Source organism: Thiomicrorhabdus immobilis (genome assembly GCF_021654855.1).
GTDB lineage: Bacteria > Pseudomonadota > Gammaproteobacteria > Thiomicrospirales > Thiomicrospiraceae > Thiomicrorhabdus > Thiomicrorhabdus immobilis.
In genome coordinates, this window is sequence record NZ_AP024202.1 from 1,817,654 (window position 1) to 1,835,348 (window position 17,695).

The 17,695-nt window shown below is 43.0% G+C and carries 15 protein-coding genes; 2 read left to right on the top strand and 13 right to left on the bottom strand.

The features are described from left to right. Positions 1-83 precede the first annotated feature (83 nt). The 7 genes from L6421_RS08315 to L6421_RS08345 form a co-directional block, all read right to left on the bottom strand. Entirely contained in the window at positions 84-455 is a 372-nt protein-coding gene (locus tag L6421_RS08315) for a hypothetical protein (RefSeq protein ID WP_237261277.1), read from the bottom strand. Between the two features lie 140 nt (positions 456-595). Beyond that, positions 596-1,825, bottom strand: coding sequence for an aminotransferase class V-fold PLP-dependent enzyme (locus L6421_RS08320; RefSeq protein ID WP_237261279.1), 1,230 nt, complete (start codon positions 1,823-1,825; stop codon positions 596-598). Positions 1,826-1,974: 149 nt separating this feature from the next. Continuing rightward, the gene (sufD, locus tag L6421_RS08325) at positions 1,975-3,312 is read right to left on the bottom strand and encodes a Fe-S cluster assembly protein SufD (RefSeq protein ID WP_237261280.1); all 1,338 of its coding nucleotides are present in this window, start codon (positions 3,310-3,312) and stop codon (positions 1,975-1,977) included. 18 nt (positions 3,313-3,330) lie between these two features. Next, positions 3,331-4,101, bottom strand: a complete 771-nt coding sequence (sufC, locus tag L6421_RS08330; protein WP_237261282.1) for a Fe-S cluster assembly ATPase SufC — start codon at positions 4,099-4,101, stop codon at positions 3,331-3,333. 90 nt (positions 4,102-4,191) lie between these two features. Then, entirely contained in the window at positions 4,192-5,706 is a 1,515-nt protein-coding gene (gene sufB, locus L6421_RS08335; RefSeq protein ID WP_237261284.1) for a Fe-S cluster assembly protein SufB, read from the bottom strand. A 124-nt stretch (positions 5,707-5,830) separates the two neighbouring features. Next, positions 5,831-6,649 carry a hypothetical protein gene (locus L6421_RS08340; protein ID WP_237261286.1) on the bottom strand — a complete coding sequence of 273 codons (819 nt, stop codon included), beginning with the start codon at positions 6,647-6,649 and terminating at the stop codon, positions 5,831-5,833. Positions 6,650-6,675: 26 nt separating this feature from the next. Then, positions 6,676-7,755: a zinc ABC transporter substrate-binding protein gene (locus tag L6421_RS08345; protein ID WP_237261301.1), complete on the bottom strand. Its 1,080-nt coding sequence runs from the start codon at positions 7,753-7,755 to the stop codon at positions 6,676-6,678. An 80-nt stretch (positions 7,756-7,835) separates the two neighbouring features. On the opposite strand from L6421_RS08345, the gene L6421_RS08350 reads away from it, so the two are divergent. Together L6421_RS08350 and L6421_RS08355 are read left to right on the top strand one after the other, a co-directional pair. After that, positions 7,836-8,705 (top strand): ATP-binding cassette domain-containing protein, encoded by an 870-nt coding sequence (locus L6421_RS08350; protein ID WP_237261303.1) that lies wholly within the window; start codon positions 7,836-7,838, stop codon positions 8,703-8,705. A gap of 2 nt (positions 8,706-8,707) precedes the next feature. Beyond that, positions 8,708-9,505 (top strand): iron chelate uptake ABC transporter family permease subunit, encoded by a 798-nt coding sequence (locus L6421_RS08355; RefSeq protein ID WP_237261305.1) that lies wholly within the window; start codon positions 8,708-8,710, stop codon positions 9,503-9,505. A gap of 104 nt (positions 9,506-9,609) precedes the next feature. Here L6421_RS08355 and L6421_RS11525 read toward each other — a convergent pair whose 3' ends face one another. From L6421_RS11525 to L6421_RS08390, 6 genes are all read right to left on the bottom strand, one after another. Next, positions 9,610-12,090, bottom strand: a complete 2,481-nt coding sequence (locus tag L6421_RS11525) for a methyl-accepting chemotaxis protein (protein ID WP_311195274.1) — start codon at positions 12,088-12,090, stop codon at positions 9,610-9,612. Positions 12,091-12,216: 126 nt separating this feature from the next. Continuing rightward, positions 12,217-12,705 (bottom strand): type 3 dihydrofolate reductase, encoded by a 489-nt coding sequence (gene folA, locus L6421_RS08370; RefSeq protein ID WP_237261307.1) that lies wholly within the window; start codon positions 12,703-12,705, stop codon positions 12,217-12,219. After that, positions 12,702-13,535 (bottom strand): thymidylate synthase, encoded by an 834-nt coding sequence (locus L6421_RS08375; protein ID WP_237261309.1) that lies wholly within the window; start codon positions 13,533-13,535, stop codon positions 12,702-12,704. The genes folA and L6421_RS08375 overlap by 4 nt, the downstream gene beginning before the upstream one ends. 72 nt (positions 13,536-13,607) lie before the next feature. Continuing rightward, positions 13,608-14,405: a prolipoprotein diacylglyceryl transferase gene (gene lgt, locus L6421_RS08380; protein ID WP_237261311.1), complete on the bottom strand. Its 798-nt coding sequence runs from the start codon at positions 14,403-14,405 to the stop codon at positions 13,608-13,610. Positions 14,406-14,614: 209 nt separating this feature from the next. Next, positions 14,615-16,645: a methyl-accepting chemotaxis protein gene (locus L6421_RS08385; protein WP_237261313.1), complete on the bottom strand. Its 2,031-nt coding sequence runs from the start codon at positions 16,643-16,645 to the stop codon at positions 14,615-14,617. 258 nt (positions 16,646-16,903) lie between these two features. After that, positions 16,904-17,683, bottom strand: a complete 780-nt coding sequence (locus L6421_RS08390; protein ID WP_237261316.1) for an SDR family NAD(P)-dependent oxidoreductase — start codon at positions 17,681-17,683, stop codon at positions 16,904-16,906. Positions 17,684-17,695: the final 12 nt, after the last annotated feature.

A 17,695-nucleotide genomic window follows, 5' to 3' on the forward strand; every position in this document is an offset into this window, starting at 1 on the left:
AAAAATTGACGTAATTTAAAACCAAAAAACTCGAAAAATAAAAACCCGACAGGCCTGGTAACCAACCATTGGAAAACCTTTTATTACTGTAAAATGGTTGGCATATCTGTGGTTGAAGAGTTGTTATCTTCACTATCTAATTGATTGGATTGAAAATCAGGCTGTGCAACGGGTTGAGGGACAACCCAAAAATACTGCCCTAAAACAGCGGCTAATTCAGAGGGTTTTTGATAGGGATTGGTGATTTCAATGGAGCCTTGGGATACAAGAGTAATTGAACCCTGTTGAATGGCCGCATCGAGTTTATGTTTGATAAATTCGACATTCTCACCTTGCAAAATCCCCTCATCCGAATTCCACCACAACAACATCGTTGGGTATTCGGATTCAAAGTTCGGCAATGGAACCAATTCGAGACGAATCCACTGGAGTGGTTTACTGTTTTCTGTATTCATAAAAACAATATGCCACAAAAAACCATAAAAATAACTAAAAAAAGGAATTTAAAAGCTACCAGGCCTGGTAACTTTTTAAGTTGAAGATTCTGAATTGAGAATATTGGGTTCAACTATCTGCAGAATTTGTGACAAGATTTTTATAAAAGCATCTCTTTGGCATCATTAATCGAGGCGATTAAACGATCGATATCCTCAAAATTATTATAGGCACCAAAAGAGGCACGAATTGTCGCCGGCACATTAAAATGCTGCATCACCGGCATCGCACAGTGGTGGCTTGCCCTTACCGCAATCCCATCCTGATCCATTAAAGTGGCCATATCATGCGGATGCACACCGTCCAACACAAATGAAATCACTCCACCTTTATTCTCGGCTTGACCGATAATCCTTAAACCATCGATTTGTGACAACTGTTCAGTCGCATATTCCAAAAGCGCATGTTCATGCCTGGCAAGATTATCCAAACCCACTTCATTTAAAAAATCGATTGCGGCAGCCAAACCGATCGCCCCAGAAATATGCGGTGTTCCGGCTTCAAACTTATACGGCAAGACGTTATATTCCGTCTTATCGAAACTCACCGAATAAATCATGTCTCCACCACCTTGGTAAGGAGCCATTTTCTCTAATAACGCCTCTTTGGCATAGAGCACACCGATACCGGTCGGGCCGTACATTTTGTGCCCCGAAAAGGCATAAAAGTCACAATCCAGATCTTGCACATCCACCGACATATGCGGTGTAGCCTGTGCGCCATCCACCATGATTTTAGCGCCAACGGAATGAGCTATCTCAGCCATCTCTTTTACCGGATTAATCGTACCCAAAGCGTTTGACATATGGGTAACGGAAACCATTTTGGTTTTTTCAGAAACCAACCCTTTCAATGCATTAAGGCAAATCTCACCCTTTTGATTCATACGTAATACGGTCAGACGAATCCCCAGCTTATCCCTAAGCAACTGCCAAGGCACAATATTCGAGTGGTGCTCCATCTCAGTGACAATCACTTCATCACCTTCGGTCAAGTTTTCTGAAACCCAACTATGTGCTACTAAATTGATTGCCTCGGTGGTACCACGAACAAACACGATTTCTTTAGTGCTTTTAGCATTTAAAAAAGTTCTGACTTTCTCACGCGCACCTTCATATTTTTCAGTGGCACGCTCACTTAAACCATAAACACCACGGTGAACGTTGGCATTCTCTTCACGATAATATTGAGTAACGGCATCAATCACTCTTTGCGGTTTTTGCGATGTGGCCCCACTGTCCAAATAGACCAAAGGAAAGCCATTTTCCACCACCTCTAAAATCGGAAACTGAGCTCGCACCTGAGCAAAATCAACGCTATTTTTTGACATACTAATTTCTGACATACTAAATCCGCAAAACCTTTGATTGAATCTTTAAAGGCTTAAATAAAAACGACCAATTACTTATTCGACCTATTACCTATTAATAGCTACTTAATTAATGGCTACTTATCAATGACTAATATTCTGTAATGAGATTACTTTTGAATACTCGCTAAACCTGCCGATAGACGATTGATGACCCAATGGCGAATCGCATCATTGGCAATCACTTCAGCAGGCTCCAATAGGAAGGCGTGGGTAATCATTTTGATTGCATCCGCTCTACGAATACCGCGTGCTTGCAGGTAGAAAATCTGGTTTTTATCAATCTGCCCCGAAGCTGAACCATGCGAGCACTTAACATCATCAGCATAGATTTCCAGCTGAGGTTTAGTGTCCATTTTGGCGCTGTCAGATAACAATAAATTCTTATTATCCATTTGACCATCGGTTTTTTGTGCCTTTTGATCAACCCGTATCATACCGTTGAACACCCCAACCGCCTGGTCGGTCAACACATATTTATGTAATTGCTGGCTATTACCCCAAACATCGTTATGCTGGGTATCAGTGCGTGAATCAACCGTTTCTTTGTCTTTAGCTAAACAAGCGCTATTCTGCTGACTTTCAATATGCTCACCATTCATGAAAATATGATTTTGGTGACGGGAAAGTTGACTGCCGGCCGAACCATAGAAAGTCATACATGAGCTATTGTCAGCTTGATAGATAAACTGGTTATTGAAATAGAACGCATTATCACTCTGCTCTTGCATAACAACCTGTTTAAAACGCGCGCTTTTTGCCATATTGACTTCCGTCACCACATTGGTACAAGAGGCCGCTTGATTGCTTTCTGTCAACGATTCAAGCGAGACAAAACGCTCAACCAGAGTCAACTCGGCATTTTCGGCCAAATCAATACGATTACGCACATTGCACATGTGATTGCTGCCGGTTTGAATATTCAATACAAATAGCGGCAGGTCGGAATAGGCATTCGCCCCGACTTGCAAATAAAAACCATCCGCTAACAGCAAGCTGTTTAAAACACCAAATGGCTCTTTGGTAATGTGCTTTTCGCGATCAAAGAGAGCCTCGGTATCACCGGCTATATCATAAGCTTCTCTCAATGACTCAAAGGTCAAGCCTTTAGGCAAGGCGTCTAAATCATCCGACAGGCTCTCATTAAACCAACCATCAACAAACACCACCATGGTCACCGCAAAATCAGGCATGAACTGACGAACCTGTTCACTAGTGACTTTATTCGCCTGTTTTACCGCAAAATGATTTTGCACAAAACCGGTTAAACGAGTGTACTGCCAATCCTCGTCACGCTGTGTAGGAAAGGCTTGTTGCTGCAATAAAGCCTGAGCTTGCTGACGAATTTGCTTTAAAGTCGGGTTATCGCAAGTTTGATTCAACTTTTCAGACTCAGCAATATAATGAGCTACCGCTTGCTTAGCTACGGGAGATATTTTTCTTTGCATTATAATTCCGCTTTTGTCTTAATCGTTTGGATTTTGATTCTGATATTGTTTGATGATTTCGTCGTAACCGTTTTCTTCAAGTTCATGCACCAGTTCAAAACCGCCTGATTTGACGATTTTACCGTTATATAGAACATGCACGTGATCCGGTTTAATGTAATCCAAAAGACGCTGATAATGCGTTACCACGATAAAACTACGCTCTGGTGAACGAAGTGCGTTAACCCCGTTTGCCACGACACGTAACGCATCGATATCAAGTCCAGAATCGGTCTCATCAAGAATACAAAGTTTAGGTTCTAGCAATGCCATTTGAAAGATGTCGTTACGCTTTTTCTCGCCACCCGAGAAGCCGACATTGACCGAACGCTCAAGCAAATCAGCACGCATATCCAACAGCTCGATTTTCGCTTTAGCGAACTCATCGAAATCGAACATATCCAAAGCGGGTAAACCGCGTTCTTCACGCACTGCATTTAAGGCCGTTTGCATAAACAACTTATTGCTGACACCTGGGATTTCCACCGGGTATTGGAATGCTAAAAACACACCTTTACGCGCACGGTCTTCCGCATCAAGCTCTAATAAATCTTCACCATCAAATTCGGCTGAGCCCCCGGTCACTTCATAATCATCTCGACCTGAAAGCACATTTGCCAAGGTACTTTTACCGGCACCGTTTGGCCCCATGATTGCATGGACTTCACCTGACTTAACTTCTAGGTTTAAGCCCTTAAGAATTTGTTTATCATCGATTTCAGCTTGTAGGTTTTCTACTTTTAATAACATGATTTTTTACTTTTTTTAATTAATCTGGTTTGTACTATTCTGTGTATTGCGATGTTTTGACAACTCCATATTGGCGTTTATCTCGCTAATTTATCCAACAGAACCTTCTAAACTAATGGCCAACAACTCTTCAGCTTCTTGCGCAAACTCTAATGGCAGTTCACTGAACACTTCTTTACAGAAACCATTCACAATCATTGAAATTGCATCTTGCTCACTAATACCGCGTTGTTTGCAATAAAACAGCTGATCTTCACCGATACGAGAAGTGGTCGCTTCGTGTTCAACCTGAGCGGTTGGATTTTCCACTTCTATATACGGAAAAGTATGTGCACCACACTGATCGCCTATCAGCATCGAATCACACTGGGTAAAGTTACGCGCCCCTTCGGCACTAGGCAAAATCTTCACCAAACCACGGTAAGTGTTATCACTTTTACCGGCAGACAAGCCTTTTGAAATAATGGTGCTGCGGGTGTTTTTACCGATATGAATCATTTTGGTTCCGGTATCCGCCTGCTGTCTACGATTGGTTAAGGCTACCGAGTAGAACTCACCAATCGAATTATCCCCTTTCAAAATACAACTTGGGTATTTCCAGGTAATCGCTGAACCGGTTTCCGCTTGAGTCCAAGACAATTTAGAATTCTTACCTTCGCAAATTCCGCGTTTGGTAACAAAATTCAGAATCCCGCCTGTGCAGTCATCATCCCCCGGATACCAGTTTTGTACCGTTGAATACTTCACTTCGGCATCTTCGTGAACAATCACCTCTACCACCGCCGCATGCAACTGGTAGGTATCACGAACCGGTGCAGAACAACCTTCAAGATAACTGACATAACTGCCTTTATCGGCAATTAAAATCGTTCTTTCAAACTGGCCGGTTTTGGCTTCGTTGATACGGAAATAGGTTGATAGGTCGATCGGGCAACGCACTCCTTCAGGGATATACACAAAAGTACCATCTGAAGCCACAGCTGAGTTCAATGCCGCAAAGTAGTTGTCATGATGCGGCACCACTGTACCGATGTACTGCTGAACCATTTCGGGATAATCTTGAACCGCTTCTGAAAATGAACAGAAAATGATACCCAACTCGGCTAAGTCTTCTCGCTTGGTGGTCGAAACAGAAATCGAATCAAAAATCGCATCCACCGCCACATTGGCATCATCGCCCATAATAGGTACACCCAACTCGGCAAACGCTTTGGCGACTTCAGGATCGATTTCAGGTTCTGCGTTTTCGTCAGTGCTACAAGTGCCGGCACATGAACCACACTCTGGCGCCGAGTAATAACTATAATCTTGATAGTCTAACGGAGTGTATTCCGCTTTCGCCCAATGCGGCTCTTCTAGGGTTTTCCAGTGTGCGAAAGCTTTTAATCTAAAGTCTAACATCCACTCCGGCTCATTCTTTTTCGCAGAAATCGCACGAACAACGTCTTCATTCAGCCCTTTTGCAAAAGTTTCAACGTTAGTCGTGGTTACAAACCCCTCTTTATAGTGCTTGTTTTTAGAAAGCAGATCATCAATCTCTTGATATTGACTGCCTTCTTGCACATTTTGTGGTTGTAATTCTGTTATTTTTGCTGCTTCAGCCATGGTTTTTTAACGCTCAATTTTAATTTCTGAGTATTTTAGTAGGTTATTAATAAAATGTCTATGGGTTTTACATTAAAGAATCTTAATATATCCAGATCATGAAGGAGTTGTTTTTGGGGTGATTTCAGACTTTGGCCGCATCAATTAGCTGTTTCAACCAGGCCTGGTCAAGTCCAATCCCACTAATCTCGACCTTACCCAAACCTTGCTCTGTTTCGGCGGCATAGGTATCCCAACGATAAGGAGTTCCCTCTATGACAACCAAATTGGCGTATTCCAAAGTCCTTACAATAGCCTTGACCCGGGTAATCCGCATCGCAAGGTTATGGCGAGAAGAGTCCAGCCCCATCAAAAGATGATCCAATACAACTCGGTCAACGTCAAACTGATAACTTGCTGATTGTTGATATAAAGCCGCTTCCTGCTGGTTCAGTTTATCAAATTGAAGACCATCCATTTGAATGCTGGCAAAACCTGAAAACGAAACCGGTAAAAGCTGATTCATCAGACGGACAATTGGTTTTTTGGCATTAGATGAATGATTTTTGACCCACTGCCCCCACCAGGCCTGCTCATCTAAAGATGCCGCTTCTGTAAAGGTGAACACCACTCCGTCGGCAATAGCCAAAAGTCGACTTAAGTGCTCTTCAAGCCATTCGAAACCAGTAGCGGGTAATACCGAACGTACATCGATCACACACCAAAAAGATTGGGTATCCTGTTGATCACCTTGCTTGATCGGCAAATTCAAAAAATCTTGCCATTCCAAACAACCAGGCCTGTTGAAAGCTAAAACCGAACCCTCCAACTGACAATCAGTACTAGCAAGCAAATGACAACCGAACTGTTGTTGCAAAGCAGCGGCCACATGGGACTTCCCTGAACCCGGCAACCCAAGCAATACAATATTTTGCACATCAATCGGCTTATCTAACTGAGCCATTTAAAAATCCTTAAAACCAATAAAACCTAATTTTCAACCTGCAAACACGCTGTAAAACCTTCACTCAACTTCAGCATAAACTGGTCATAAAACATAAAGTCCTGTTGCTGTTTTTGCTGAAACGCCTTACTCACAACCCCCATTGGATCCAAGCTACCGACCTTCACATCCAAACCTTTAACCACCGCCAATACACGTCTTTCAGGAAACTGAGGCTCTTTAAAAACACACTTGACCCCACCCTCTTTAATTCTAGCGCGAAGTTCAGCCACTCTTTTTAAGCTTGGCGATACCGATGGATTAAGCTGAATGGAACCGACCCCATTAAGTTGATACTGTTTTTCAAAATATTGATAAGCATCATGCAGAACCATAAAAGGCTCATTTTTAACTGCCTGAAGCTGATTTTGCACAACCTCATTGCTCTGTCTAAGTTGATTTAACCAGGCCTGGGTTCTTTGCTGAATCAGCTGGGCATGATCAGGCTGCATTTGTTGCAACTGTTTAGAAACCGATTCAATCAATAGAAGCGTATTCTTGAAGGACATCCACAAATGCCCATCCATTCTCTGCTCATGCGGGTGCTCATCAACATGATGGTCGCGCTCTTCACCCTTTTCTTCACCCTTTTCTTCAGCATGCACCTCGGCATGAGTATGCTCATGCTTGGTTTCCCACAAACCACCCTGCCTAACCGGATACTCTTCAATCCCGGGTAAATGTTTTAAATTCAATTCAGCCGTATGGAGATTGGCCAAAGGTTTTTGCATCCAACTGTCGACAGGGCTGCCAACCCAAACAATCAAATCGCTGTTTTGTAAGTTTCTTAAATGCGATGGTTTAAGTTGAAAACCATGCGGACTTGCACCTGGCTTTAGGATGACTTCAACCCGGTCTTCATCACCAAGCAAAGGGGCAATCATGCCCGCCAAAGGGGGAATGGATACGGTAATGGTTACCGCATAACTGGATGCGGCATAAGACATAATCGAAAAAGACAAAAACACATAACCAGCGTTGGCTAACCTAACGCTCGGCAACCGGCTAATCGCTAGATTAAATTCTTTTCGTACTTTATGGATTAAACTCGATAAAATATTCCACATATTTATTTCCTTGCCTTTCGCTAAATTCAGGCAAATTTAGGCAAAATTATTGACTCATTTATTTAAAGGCTTTATCCCGCGTGCAGTTTACTCATTTTAGACAGCCTCTTATTAAAGCTGAAAACGTTTCCCACCAATATGAAACCAACACGGTTTTACAGCAGATTTCGCTGCAGATTTTTCCAAAAGAGATTGTGACACTTATTGGGCCTAACGGCGCGGGTAAATCGACTTTGCTTAAAATCTTACTCGGCTTAACCAAGCCGACAAAGGGCAAAGTGATCCGTCAGAAAAACCTCAAAATTGGTTTTATGCCACAAAAAATCCAAATCGACCCCACCTTGCCGATGACCGTTGAACGTTTTTTGCAATTAGGCCTGCCAAATACACACTTCAAAACGGGATTCAAACAAAGCGTTAAAAACTGGTTTTTCAAGGCTGCATATAGTAACACACTCATTGAAAAAACCACTCAAGATCTCGATATCGCCGACCTCCTCAACCATCCTATCCAAAAAGTTTCCGGTGGTGAAATGCAGCGAATCCTGTTGGCTAGGGCATTGATCAGAGAGCCGCAACTATTAGTGTTGGACGAACCGGTACAAGGAGTTGATTTGCAAGGACAAACTGAAATATATGACTATATCAATAAAATACGCCATGAATATGGTTGTGGAATATTAATGGTCAGCCACGACTTACATATCGTCATGAAACATACCGACGAGGTTTTATGTTTAAACCAACATATGTGCTGTACCGGGCACCCACAACAAGTCAGCAAGTCTTCAGAGTTTCAAGCGCTATTTGGAGACCTATCCGAGAGTTTGGCTTTCTATGAGCACCATCATAACAACGAAGCCTGTCAACACACCCACGGCTTACATCCTGAAACACAACCTGGGCAAATCCAGAACAGTCAAACCCACACCATTAAAGAGACCAATTGATTATGCCACTACTTCCTGACTTTATGCTTTTTGCGCTGATAGGAGGCATTGGACTCGCCATCATTTCCGCACCGCTTGGCGTATTTATGGTTTGGCAACGCCAATCTTATTTTGGCGCCACCCTTGCGCACTCTGCACTACTAGGCATAAGCATCGGTTTATTTCTGCAACTGGATTTAACCCTAAGTGTCATTATCGTCTCGATGATGGTGGCCGCGGCTATTTTCTGGTTGAGCCAATACAAACAACTATCTTCAGATACGTTATTAGGTATATTGGCCCATAGTAGCCTGGCATTCGGACTGATATTGATTAGCTTGCAAGACAATATTCAAGTGGATTTAATGGGTTACTTGTTTGGCGATATCTTAAGCATCAACCGTGTCGATTTAGGGCTAATCCTACTAACCAGCCTTTTAATCCTGGTGTTTTATTTAAAGCACTGGCAGTCATTGCTTAATGCCACTCTTAACCCTGAACTCGCCCAAGTCGAAGGGGTTAATGTCAAACAAGTGCAGCTCCTGTTTGTGCTTCTCTTAGCCTTTATGATCGCGCTTTCTATGAAAATAGTCGGGGTTTTATTGGTGACCTCGTTGCTTATCATCCCTGCGGCGGCGGCGAGAAGACTATCCACATCACCGGAACAGATGCTGGTATTCAGCATTATCATTGGCGTTTTTTCAATCTTAGTGGGCCTATTCACCTCTTACTACATTGATTTGCCAACCGGTCCTGCGATTGTAATGGCGGCAACGTTTCTCTTCTTACTACTGCAGTTAAAACCCCAACCTAACAATTAGCCCTACCAATAAAAAAGCCGCTAAAAAAGCGGCTTTGAAGGTTATGTAGCAATGATTTTACATTGCTTAATGGCTTAATGGCTTAATGGCTATTAAACAGAGAATCAAGCAACCTGGTCAATTAACTTATAGAGAATCTCCACCACCTTCTCACTTTGTTCATCAACGGCGGCCAAACCTTGTTCTACCGAATCGATATCATCGATTGATTTAGCGTCCATTACCGTTTTTATACCTTGATGCATTTGCATATGCTCATCGCCCAACTGCTGCATTAGTGGTAAATTCATCAATTCCTGACCTTCATTGTAATACCACTTCCCTAAAATACAGGCAGTATGATCGGTTGCCACTTCATAACTCACACCGATATCAACCCCCTCAACAAACGCACGAATCTTGCCTTTCCACGCCATATGCGCTTCAATCATCTTCTCAAATTGGCTCGCCACCTGTGAATGGATCAACTTCTCGGTACGTGCCACGACGTCGGTATCGATGATAAATTTATTAACCTGCTCTTTTAAGGTATCCGCATCATCCAATACCGCTTTACTTGACTCGGCGGCTTTCTCCACTACCGCGGCATTCCCTTGAGTCATCTCATCCATTGAGTTGATTGCAATATTGACCTGCTCAACCCCTCTGGCTTGCTCCTCACTGGTACCCGAGATTTCGGTGACCATCTCACTGACTTCATGCATAGCACTATTGATTTGGGTTAAAGCATCGCTGGTATCTCTAACGTAACGACCACTCTCTTGGCTGATCTTCACGCTGTTTTCAATCAAATGCTTAATCTCACCCGCCGCTTCAGCAGATTTACCGGCCAAACTTCGGACTTCTCCGGCCACAACCGCAAACCCTCGTCCATGTTCACCGGCTCTAGCCGCCTCTACAGCCGCATTCAAAGCGAGCAGATTGGTTTGGAATGCAATTCCATCAATCAAAGTGGTAATTTCATTAATTTTTTGATTCGCTTCAGACATCTGCTCCATAGAGGTTAAAGCCTGTTCCATTGTCACCAATCCTGACTCCAGTTGTTTCCTTGCATCCAAGGTTTTATCCTTAGCCTGCACCGCATTATCGGCATTATGGCGTACCGCACTGGTCATCTGCTCCATCGATGCAGAGGTCTCTTCCAATGCCGCCGCCTGCTCTTGTACTCTACGGCTGATATCCGAGTTACCGCGGGTTAAGTTTTCGACACCATTAACCACCGAATCGGTGACTGCGCCAACCTTAGCCACCATGACGGCGGTATTTTTAACCGAACTATTTAACGAATCTTTTAAAACCGCCATTTTACCGGCATAGGTTCCTTTCACGGTATGAGTTAAGTCACCGTCACTGATAGAGGCCTGTACTTGTGCCACCTCATTCACAAAATTTTCCAGGTCGTTCAAAGTCACATTCAATGACTCTTTTAAAGGGATGAAGTCACCACGCACATCCGCTTCGGAACGGGCTGAAAAATCACCATGCGCCAAGTGATTCAAGGTATCGGCTATCGAATCCACGATTGTCTTCATATGCTCTGCAGAACGATCTAAATCATAGACCACATCCGAAAACTTACCTTCCAAGTGCACGCTATCATCCTGATGCACCTTAAGCTGACCAGAACGGAAATTTTGAGCCGTGATTTCCAAAATATTCATAATCGAACTAATTTGATTAACGGAGGTATTCACCTCTTCTTTCATTTGTAAAAAATCGCCTTTCAAATCACTTTCCACACGGCGACTAAAATCCCCTTTTGCAATAGAGTTTAAAACTGTATTCACCCCTGAAACCGCCTGATTAATATCATCCAATAACAGATTGAAGGCCTCAGCCGTTCTTGCAAGCTCATCGTTACCATATACCTTAATGCGATGCTTCATCTCTCCCGTTTGGCAAATTTTAGTCATGACTTTTTCCATTGAGTCAATCGATCGTAACAAGCTACGCGTGATGACAGAACCACCAACAGTAAAGGCAATGACAATCAAGATAAACGCAATCCATAGATATAAGACACTCGATTCTTCGGCTTCATGTAAATCCTCGACAGCGATTCGGTTTTTCTCTTTTTGCATCTGCTGTAATCGAGCAACCGTGTTTGAAAACACTAAATATTTAGGACGAAACTCCTCTTTCATAATGACAATCGCTTCAGATTGAAAGCCTTCATCAATGGCGGTCATAAAACTAGCAAATGCCGCATTCGCACCGTTCATGCTCAATTTTATCTCATCATACACCGCCATTTCCTCTTGACTGAACTTGAGTTCATTCAACTTATTGAAGAAAGTAGAAATGGAGTCGGCACTCTCTTTGAGCTGTTTTTTATAGGCCTCTAGATTGATTTCATAACTATCGGCATCGGGGTCCAACAATGCCAGATTCAAAAGCTGAATTTCACGCTGAGAAGCACTTTCTTTCAAAGAAGCTAAAAATTCAAGTTTCTGACCATTTTCATCAACCACCAGAGAAATGGTTTTATTGGTTTCATTTACTAGCCACTGAGTCGCTAAGGTACTGATTAAGAAAAGAGATAAAGTTCCAATGATTCCAAAAATCATCTTCATTTTAATTGACATAAACACTCCAAGAGACCTATTCAAGCCACTGAATAGGTAATTTATTATTATTTTGTGAGCGCCATTGTAGGGGATAGAACCCAAATAGGTAATTAAGAGTTTTTACCCAAAATTAATTCAGTTTATTTAAGCTTTCTCTAATGTGACAAAATCAAACTCAAAAGCATGACGCTCATCTTTAGGATGATGTTCTCTTGAAAGCTCATTCCATGCCATTTTGGTCCAATCAGGGAAAAGGGTATCGCCATCTATTTCCGCATCAATAAGCGTTAGATATAATTTATCGGCTTTAGGCAGCATCATGCTATAAAGCTGACCACCTCCCATAATAATGACTTCTTCATGCTCAGCGAGTTCACTCAAAGCGGCATCAATTGAAGCAAACACCGTAGCGCCGGGTGCTTCAAAATCAGGTTGACGACTGATCACATAGTTAGGACGGTTCGGTAACGGCTTGGAACCAATCGATTCAAAGGTTTTTCTACCCATAATCACCGGCTTGCCGGTGGTAGTGGCTTTAAAGAATTTCAAATCATCCGGTAAATGCCAAGGCATATCGTTATCTAGGCCGATAACGCGGTTTTTTGCCATGGCGGCAATCATTGCAACCTTCATACCGACACCTCGGCTTTGATATGAGGGTGAGATTCATAATCGACTATTTCAAAATCCTCGAATTTATAGTCGAAAATGCTCTGCGGCTTACGTTTGATAACCAGTTTTGGCAAAGGGTACGGTTCACGAGTCAACTGTTCACGCGCCTGATCCATGGTATTGTTATAGAGATGTACATCACCGCCGGTCCATACAAAATCCCCCACTTCATAACCCGTTTGTTGGGCAATCATATGCAACAACAGTGCATAACTGGCGATATTGAACGGCACACCTAAAAAGGTGTCCGCACTACGTTGATACAATTGACAGGAAACTTTGCCATTGGCCACATAGAATTGAAAGAAGGCATGACAAGTCGCCAATGCCATCTGTCCGTTTTCGACGTTTTGCTGTGGACTAATCGACTCATCCGGCAAGTCCGCAGGGTTCCAAGCCGTTACAATCATGCGACGGCTATTCGGGTTGTTTTTCAAGGTTTCAACCACTTCAGCAATCTGGTTGATGGTTTCACCATTCGGTTTCTGCCAGGCCACCCATTGTTTACCGTATAGAGGCCCCAAATCGCCTGACTCGGTGGCCCACTCATCCCAAATGCGCACACCATTATCTTTAAGGTATTTGATATTGGTGTCACCGCTCAAAAACCATAGCAGCTCATGCACAATAGAACGAATATGTAATTTTTTAGTGGTAACCAGCGGAAAACCGTCCTGTAAATCAAAACGCATCTGATAACCAAATACCGAGCGAGTTCCGGTACCGGTTCGGTCGCCTTTATCGGTTCCCTTTTCTAAAATATGATTTAATAAATCTAAATACTGTTTCATTCTATTTACACTTTTTGTTTTCTAATACTTGTTATCGTTGCCAGTCTATTTACTAGATCAACAACCTGAATTCTACTGATTCTTTTGCTGTTTCTGATGGGTATAGATTACCAACAAAAGCCCGATTACGACCATCGGTAAAGATAAGATTTGCCCCATGGTCAACCAATCCCACAGCAAATATCCAATCTGAGCATCGGGAACTCTCCAAAATTCCACGGCAAACCTAAAGACACCATAACCAATTAAAAACACACCCGCGATAGAGCCAGGCGGACGAGGTTTTCTAGCGTACCAGGCTAAAATCAGGAATAACAGAAAACCTTCCAACAACGCTTCCAACAGTTGGGTAGGATACTTTTGTACTGTCTGTTGGATAACAGGGTCAAAAACCCACATGCCTAAAGCTGAATCTGTGGTTTTACCCCACAATTCACCATTAATGAAATTACCGATTCGCCCGGTAAATAAACCGATGGGCACCAGTGGCGCGACAAAATCGGCAACTTGAAAAAGGCTCTGCTGGGTTTTCTTAGCAAAAGCCAGCATTGCGATGGTTACACCGAGCAATCCACCATGAAAAGACATGCCACCTTGCCAAACCTTAAAGACATCCAAAGGTGCGGCAACATAGTGAGCCAAATCATAGAACAGGATATAGCCAATCCTACCTCCCAAAATCACTCCCATCGCCACATAGAACAGGAGGTCACCCACCATTTCACTGTTCCAAGGTTCACGTGTTTTAGCACGATACACACCATAAAACCAACCACCGGCAAAGGCGATAAGATACATCAAACCATACCAGTGGATTTGTAGAACACCTAAGTCTAAGGCAACCGGATCAATATTTGGATAGGACCACATAAACTTTATTTAAACTCGATTTTTAATTGGATTATGCAAGATGACTGAATGGCATCTTACCTATTTATTACCGAACAAACATATATTAGATTTAGCATTATATAGATTGTATGCTTGAATTGTGTACTGGATTTGGAAATGGCGTTATTCACGCAAATAAAAAGTGACCAGGCCTGGTCACTTTTTTGAAGTTTGGATTTTTAACAAGGTTAAATCTTGAATTGATGCACCAAACTTTCAAGCTTATCGGCAAGGTGTTGTAAATTGTTACCCGCTTTTTCGGTGCTGTTCGCTCCTTCCGCCGCTCTTTCGGTTACATCGTGGATCTGGTTAATATTCTGATTTATCTCTTGAGCCAATGAACTTTGTGTATGTGCCGCTTGTGCCATTTGTTGACTCATTTGATTGATGTCATCCATTAGAATCACCACAGGCTGTAACATCTCTTTGGTTCGTGTCACCGCCTCACAACTGGCTTTGGTTGAATCCTGCCCAGACTCTACCACCTTAACGGTCGATAAGGTCGCATTGCGGATTTTGTCAATAATTTGCTCAATCTGTACGGTCGATTCCTGAGTTCTCTGAGCTAGGCTTCTCACCTCATCAGCAACTACCGCAAATCCTCGTCCATGTTCACCCGCTCTCGCCGCTTCAATCGCCGCGTTAAGTGAAAGTAGATTGGTTTGCTCAGCAATGGCTCGAATCACACTCACAACGGTACCGATAGACTCACTGTCCTCTCTCAAGAGTTCAACCGCATCGGTCATCTCCTGCATTCCACTGGAAAGTTTTTGAATTTGGTTGGCGGTACTCACCACCATTTCACCACTCTCTTTAATGCGCTCTGCCGCTTGCTGTGTCGCTCTTGAAGTATTATGCGAATGATCTTCCACACTTCTAGATTTTTCTGTCATATCAATCATCGAAGATGACAAGCCACCCGTGGCGGCAAGCTGTTGTTGTGCACCTTCTTTCGCTTGATGAGTGATATCCAACAGGCTTCGTGAAGAGACTTCCAACTCACCTACGGTCTTGGAAAGCTCGGAGAGCATTTTATGAATTTTATTTACAAATGCGTTGAAGTGCTCAGCTAACTGCCCAATCTCATCACGGCTTTTGACCGGAAGACGGCGTGTCAAATCCCCTTCACCTTCCGAGATGTCTTTCATCGCTTCTGAAATATCCTGAATCGGTGAAACCACAGATTTAGTCACTCGATTAGAGACCATCATGCCGGCAATTTGACCAATGGCAGAGAACAGCAACAATAGAATGATACTGTTCAAACTCAAGCCCATGACATCTTCGCTCATTTGATCAACATCATTGACCGCCAAGTCAGATATTTCAATCAACTCTTTATCTAGACGCTCGAAAATCGGCAAGATTTGCGTATTCATCAACCAGACATCCATACGCCATTTATCACCACCATGAATGCCTTTGACCACCATATAATGCTCACGGTAGTTTTCATAAAGCGTTTCAAGAGTGACGATGCCGTCTTCCTCTTCAATAGTGAACTCAACCTGTTTTTGTTGTTTGACTTTTTGGATCAATGACTCGAAACGGTTTAAATAGTTATCGGTTGATTCAGCCATGGAGTCACTTCTGAATCCGATATAGCCGCGTAAACTACTGGTGACGTTCAACCAAGATTTTTGCAACTCAAGCAAATCACTTAAAATGGTTTGTCTTTGTGGACTAAGCTCCGCCATCTCCGAATTAATCATCACAGACAAAGTTTGCTGCATACTATTAGCCAACTTCGACATATTGTTATTCACATATTCAAACGCCGGAAACTTCTTAACACGGCTCTCTTGCAGAACCTTTACCTGTTCAACCAGCGGCTGGAGTTCCAACATATGCTGTTCCAACAAGCTGTATTTATCTAACAGTAACTTAGAATCCTCACCATAGGATTTCAGACTGACCTTAGACTTATCCACATTCTCTGTGACTTTTTGAATGCCGGCTTGGTAATGTTCCAACAGCGTTGGCTCATTCATCAAAATATACATACTCAAAGCATTCATGCTTTTTTCAAGGACAAAAGCCGATTCTTTGGCTTCCAAGGCAATTGGCTGATGTTGCTCTATCATCTCCGAGACACTAGAACGAACTACGGCTAAATTTATTGCCGCCTGAATAGTAATAATTGCCAGTACACCCCAGATAACACCGAATCCAAAGCGCATTTTTTGTTTGATAGTGAGTTTTCTCAACCAGTCTTTCATAGTTAGCTCTGCTGTTTTTTTGACATATAGCTTGGGCATAGCAATTTAAATGCCATAAGACAATACAATTTAATGACAACGGAATATTAAAACAAAAAAGAAAGGCTGGGCGGAAATGGATTCGACAATAGGAGTAGACACCCTCAAAAAAGATTCAACGACTTGGCGTTAAATTTAAGGGGTTGATTTTGTGCTGAATGACTGACTAGTCTTCGGCAAAACAGCGTCATTGACCCACACAGAAAACGACATATCCAACTACCGCACCGGATAGTTACCGCGGGCAATTAACCCCCCATCAATGGTCAAAATCGAACCTGTCATCCACAAGGTGGCATCCGACAATAAATAGGCTGTTGCCTCACCCATCTCTTCGGTTGTGCCATAGCGCCCTGCCGGCATGCGTTCACGCCATTTTTCAGCCATAGAAGCTTCATTCAAAATCTTATCGGTGCGTTCAACCGGCACCACACCCGGCGCCAAACCATTGACTCGAATACCGTGTTGCCCCCACTCTACCGCTTGCACTTTGGTAATTGCATCCAAACCCATTTTAGAGGCTGCATAAGCGGAGAACCACTCACAAGTGGCCTGACCATGGATACTGCTGTTATTCACAATCGCTCCCGGCTGTTTCGCTTGAATGCAGGCTTGGGCAAACGCCGTGCTTAATTGATAAGGAGCTTGCAGATTGACTGCTAGAGTATCGGCAAACTGCTGGCCTTCCGCATCTTTTAAAGATGTGCTTTTAGTCACAATTCCGGCATTATTCACCAAACCATCCAAACCTTCAAAAAATGACCAGGCCTGGTTAAAGAATTCGGTCAATTGATTGAGTTGCTTGAAATCGCAACGAATCACTTTAGCTTGAGCGCCAAGAGCCTCTACGGCTTGCAAAGTTCTTTCAATTCCCGCCTGATTACGGTTGTAATGCAACACCAATCGACAACCCTCGCGGGCTAACACCCTTGCCATGCCCGCACCGATACCGCTGGAAGCACCGGTAATTAAAATTCGTTTATCTTTTAAGCCTTGCATAGCATTTTCCTC

Excerpts from the sequence above, each read along its gene's own strand:
- L6421_RS08355 (WP_237261305.1), top strand. The coding sequence starts at position 8,708 with ATGCCACTACTTCCTGACTTTATGCTTTTTGCGCTGATAGGAGGCATT.
- L6421_RS08345 (WP_237261301.1), bottom strand. The coding sequence starts at position 7,755 with ATGTGGAATATTTTATCGAGTTTAATCCATAAAGTACGAAAAGAATTT.
- L6421_RS08340 (WP_237261286.1), bottom strand. The coding sequence starts at position 6,649 with ATGGCTCAGTTAGATAAGCCGATTGATGTGCAAAATATTGTATTGCTT.
- lgt (WP_237261311.1), bottom strand. The coding sequence starts at position 14,405 with ATGTGGTCCTATCCAAATATTGATCCGGTTGCCTTAGACTTAGGTGTT.
- sufB (WP_237261284.1), bottom strand. The coding sequence starts at position 5,706 with ATGGCTGAAGCAGCAAAAATAACAGAATTACAACCACAAAATGTGCAA.
- L6421_RS08375 (WP_237261309.1), bottom strand. The coding sequence starts at position 13,535 with ATGAAACAGTATTTAGATTTATTAAATCATATTTTAGAAAAGGGAACC.
- L6421_RS08385 (WP_237261313.1), bottom strand. The coding sequence starts at position 16,645 with ATGAAAGACTGGTTGAGAAAACTCACTATCAAACAAAAAATGCGCTTT.
- L6421_RS08320 (WP_237261279.1), bottom strand. The coding sequence starts at position 1,825 with ATGTCAAAAAATAGCGTTGATTTTGCTCAGGTGCGAGCTCAGTTTCCG.
- sufD (WP_237261280.1), bottom strand. The coding sequence starts at position 3,312 with ATGCAAAGAAAAATATCTCCCGTAGCTAAGCAAGCGGTAGCTCATTAT.
- L6421_RS11525 (WP_311195274.1), bottom strand. The coding sequence starts at position 12,090 with ATGTCAATTAAAATGAAGATGATTTTTGGAATCATTGGAACTTTATCT.
- L6421_RS08315 (WP_237261277.1), bottom strand. The coding sequence starts at position 455 with ATGAATACAGAAAACAGTAAACCACTCCAGTGGATTCGTCTCGAATTG.
- L6421_RS08390 (WP_237261316.1), bottom strand. The coding sequence starts at position 17,683 with ATGCAAGGCTTAAAAGATAAACGAATTTTAATTACCGGTGCTTCCAGC.
- sufC (WP_237261282.1), bottom strand. The coding sequence starts at position 4,101 with ATGTTATTAAAAGTAGAAAACCTACAAGCTGAAATCGATGATAAACAA.
- folA (WP_237261307.1), bottom strand. The coding sequence starts at position 12,705 with ATGAAGGTTGCAATGATTGCCGCCATGGCAAAAAACCGCGTTATCGGC.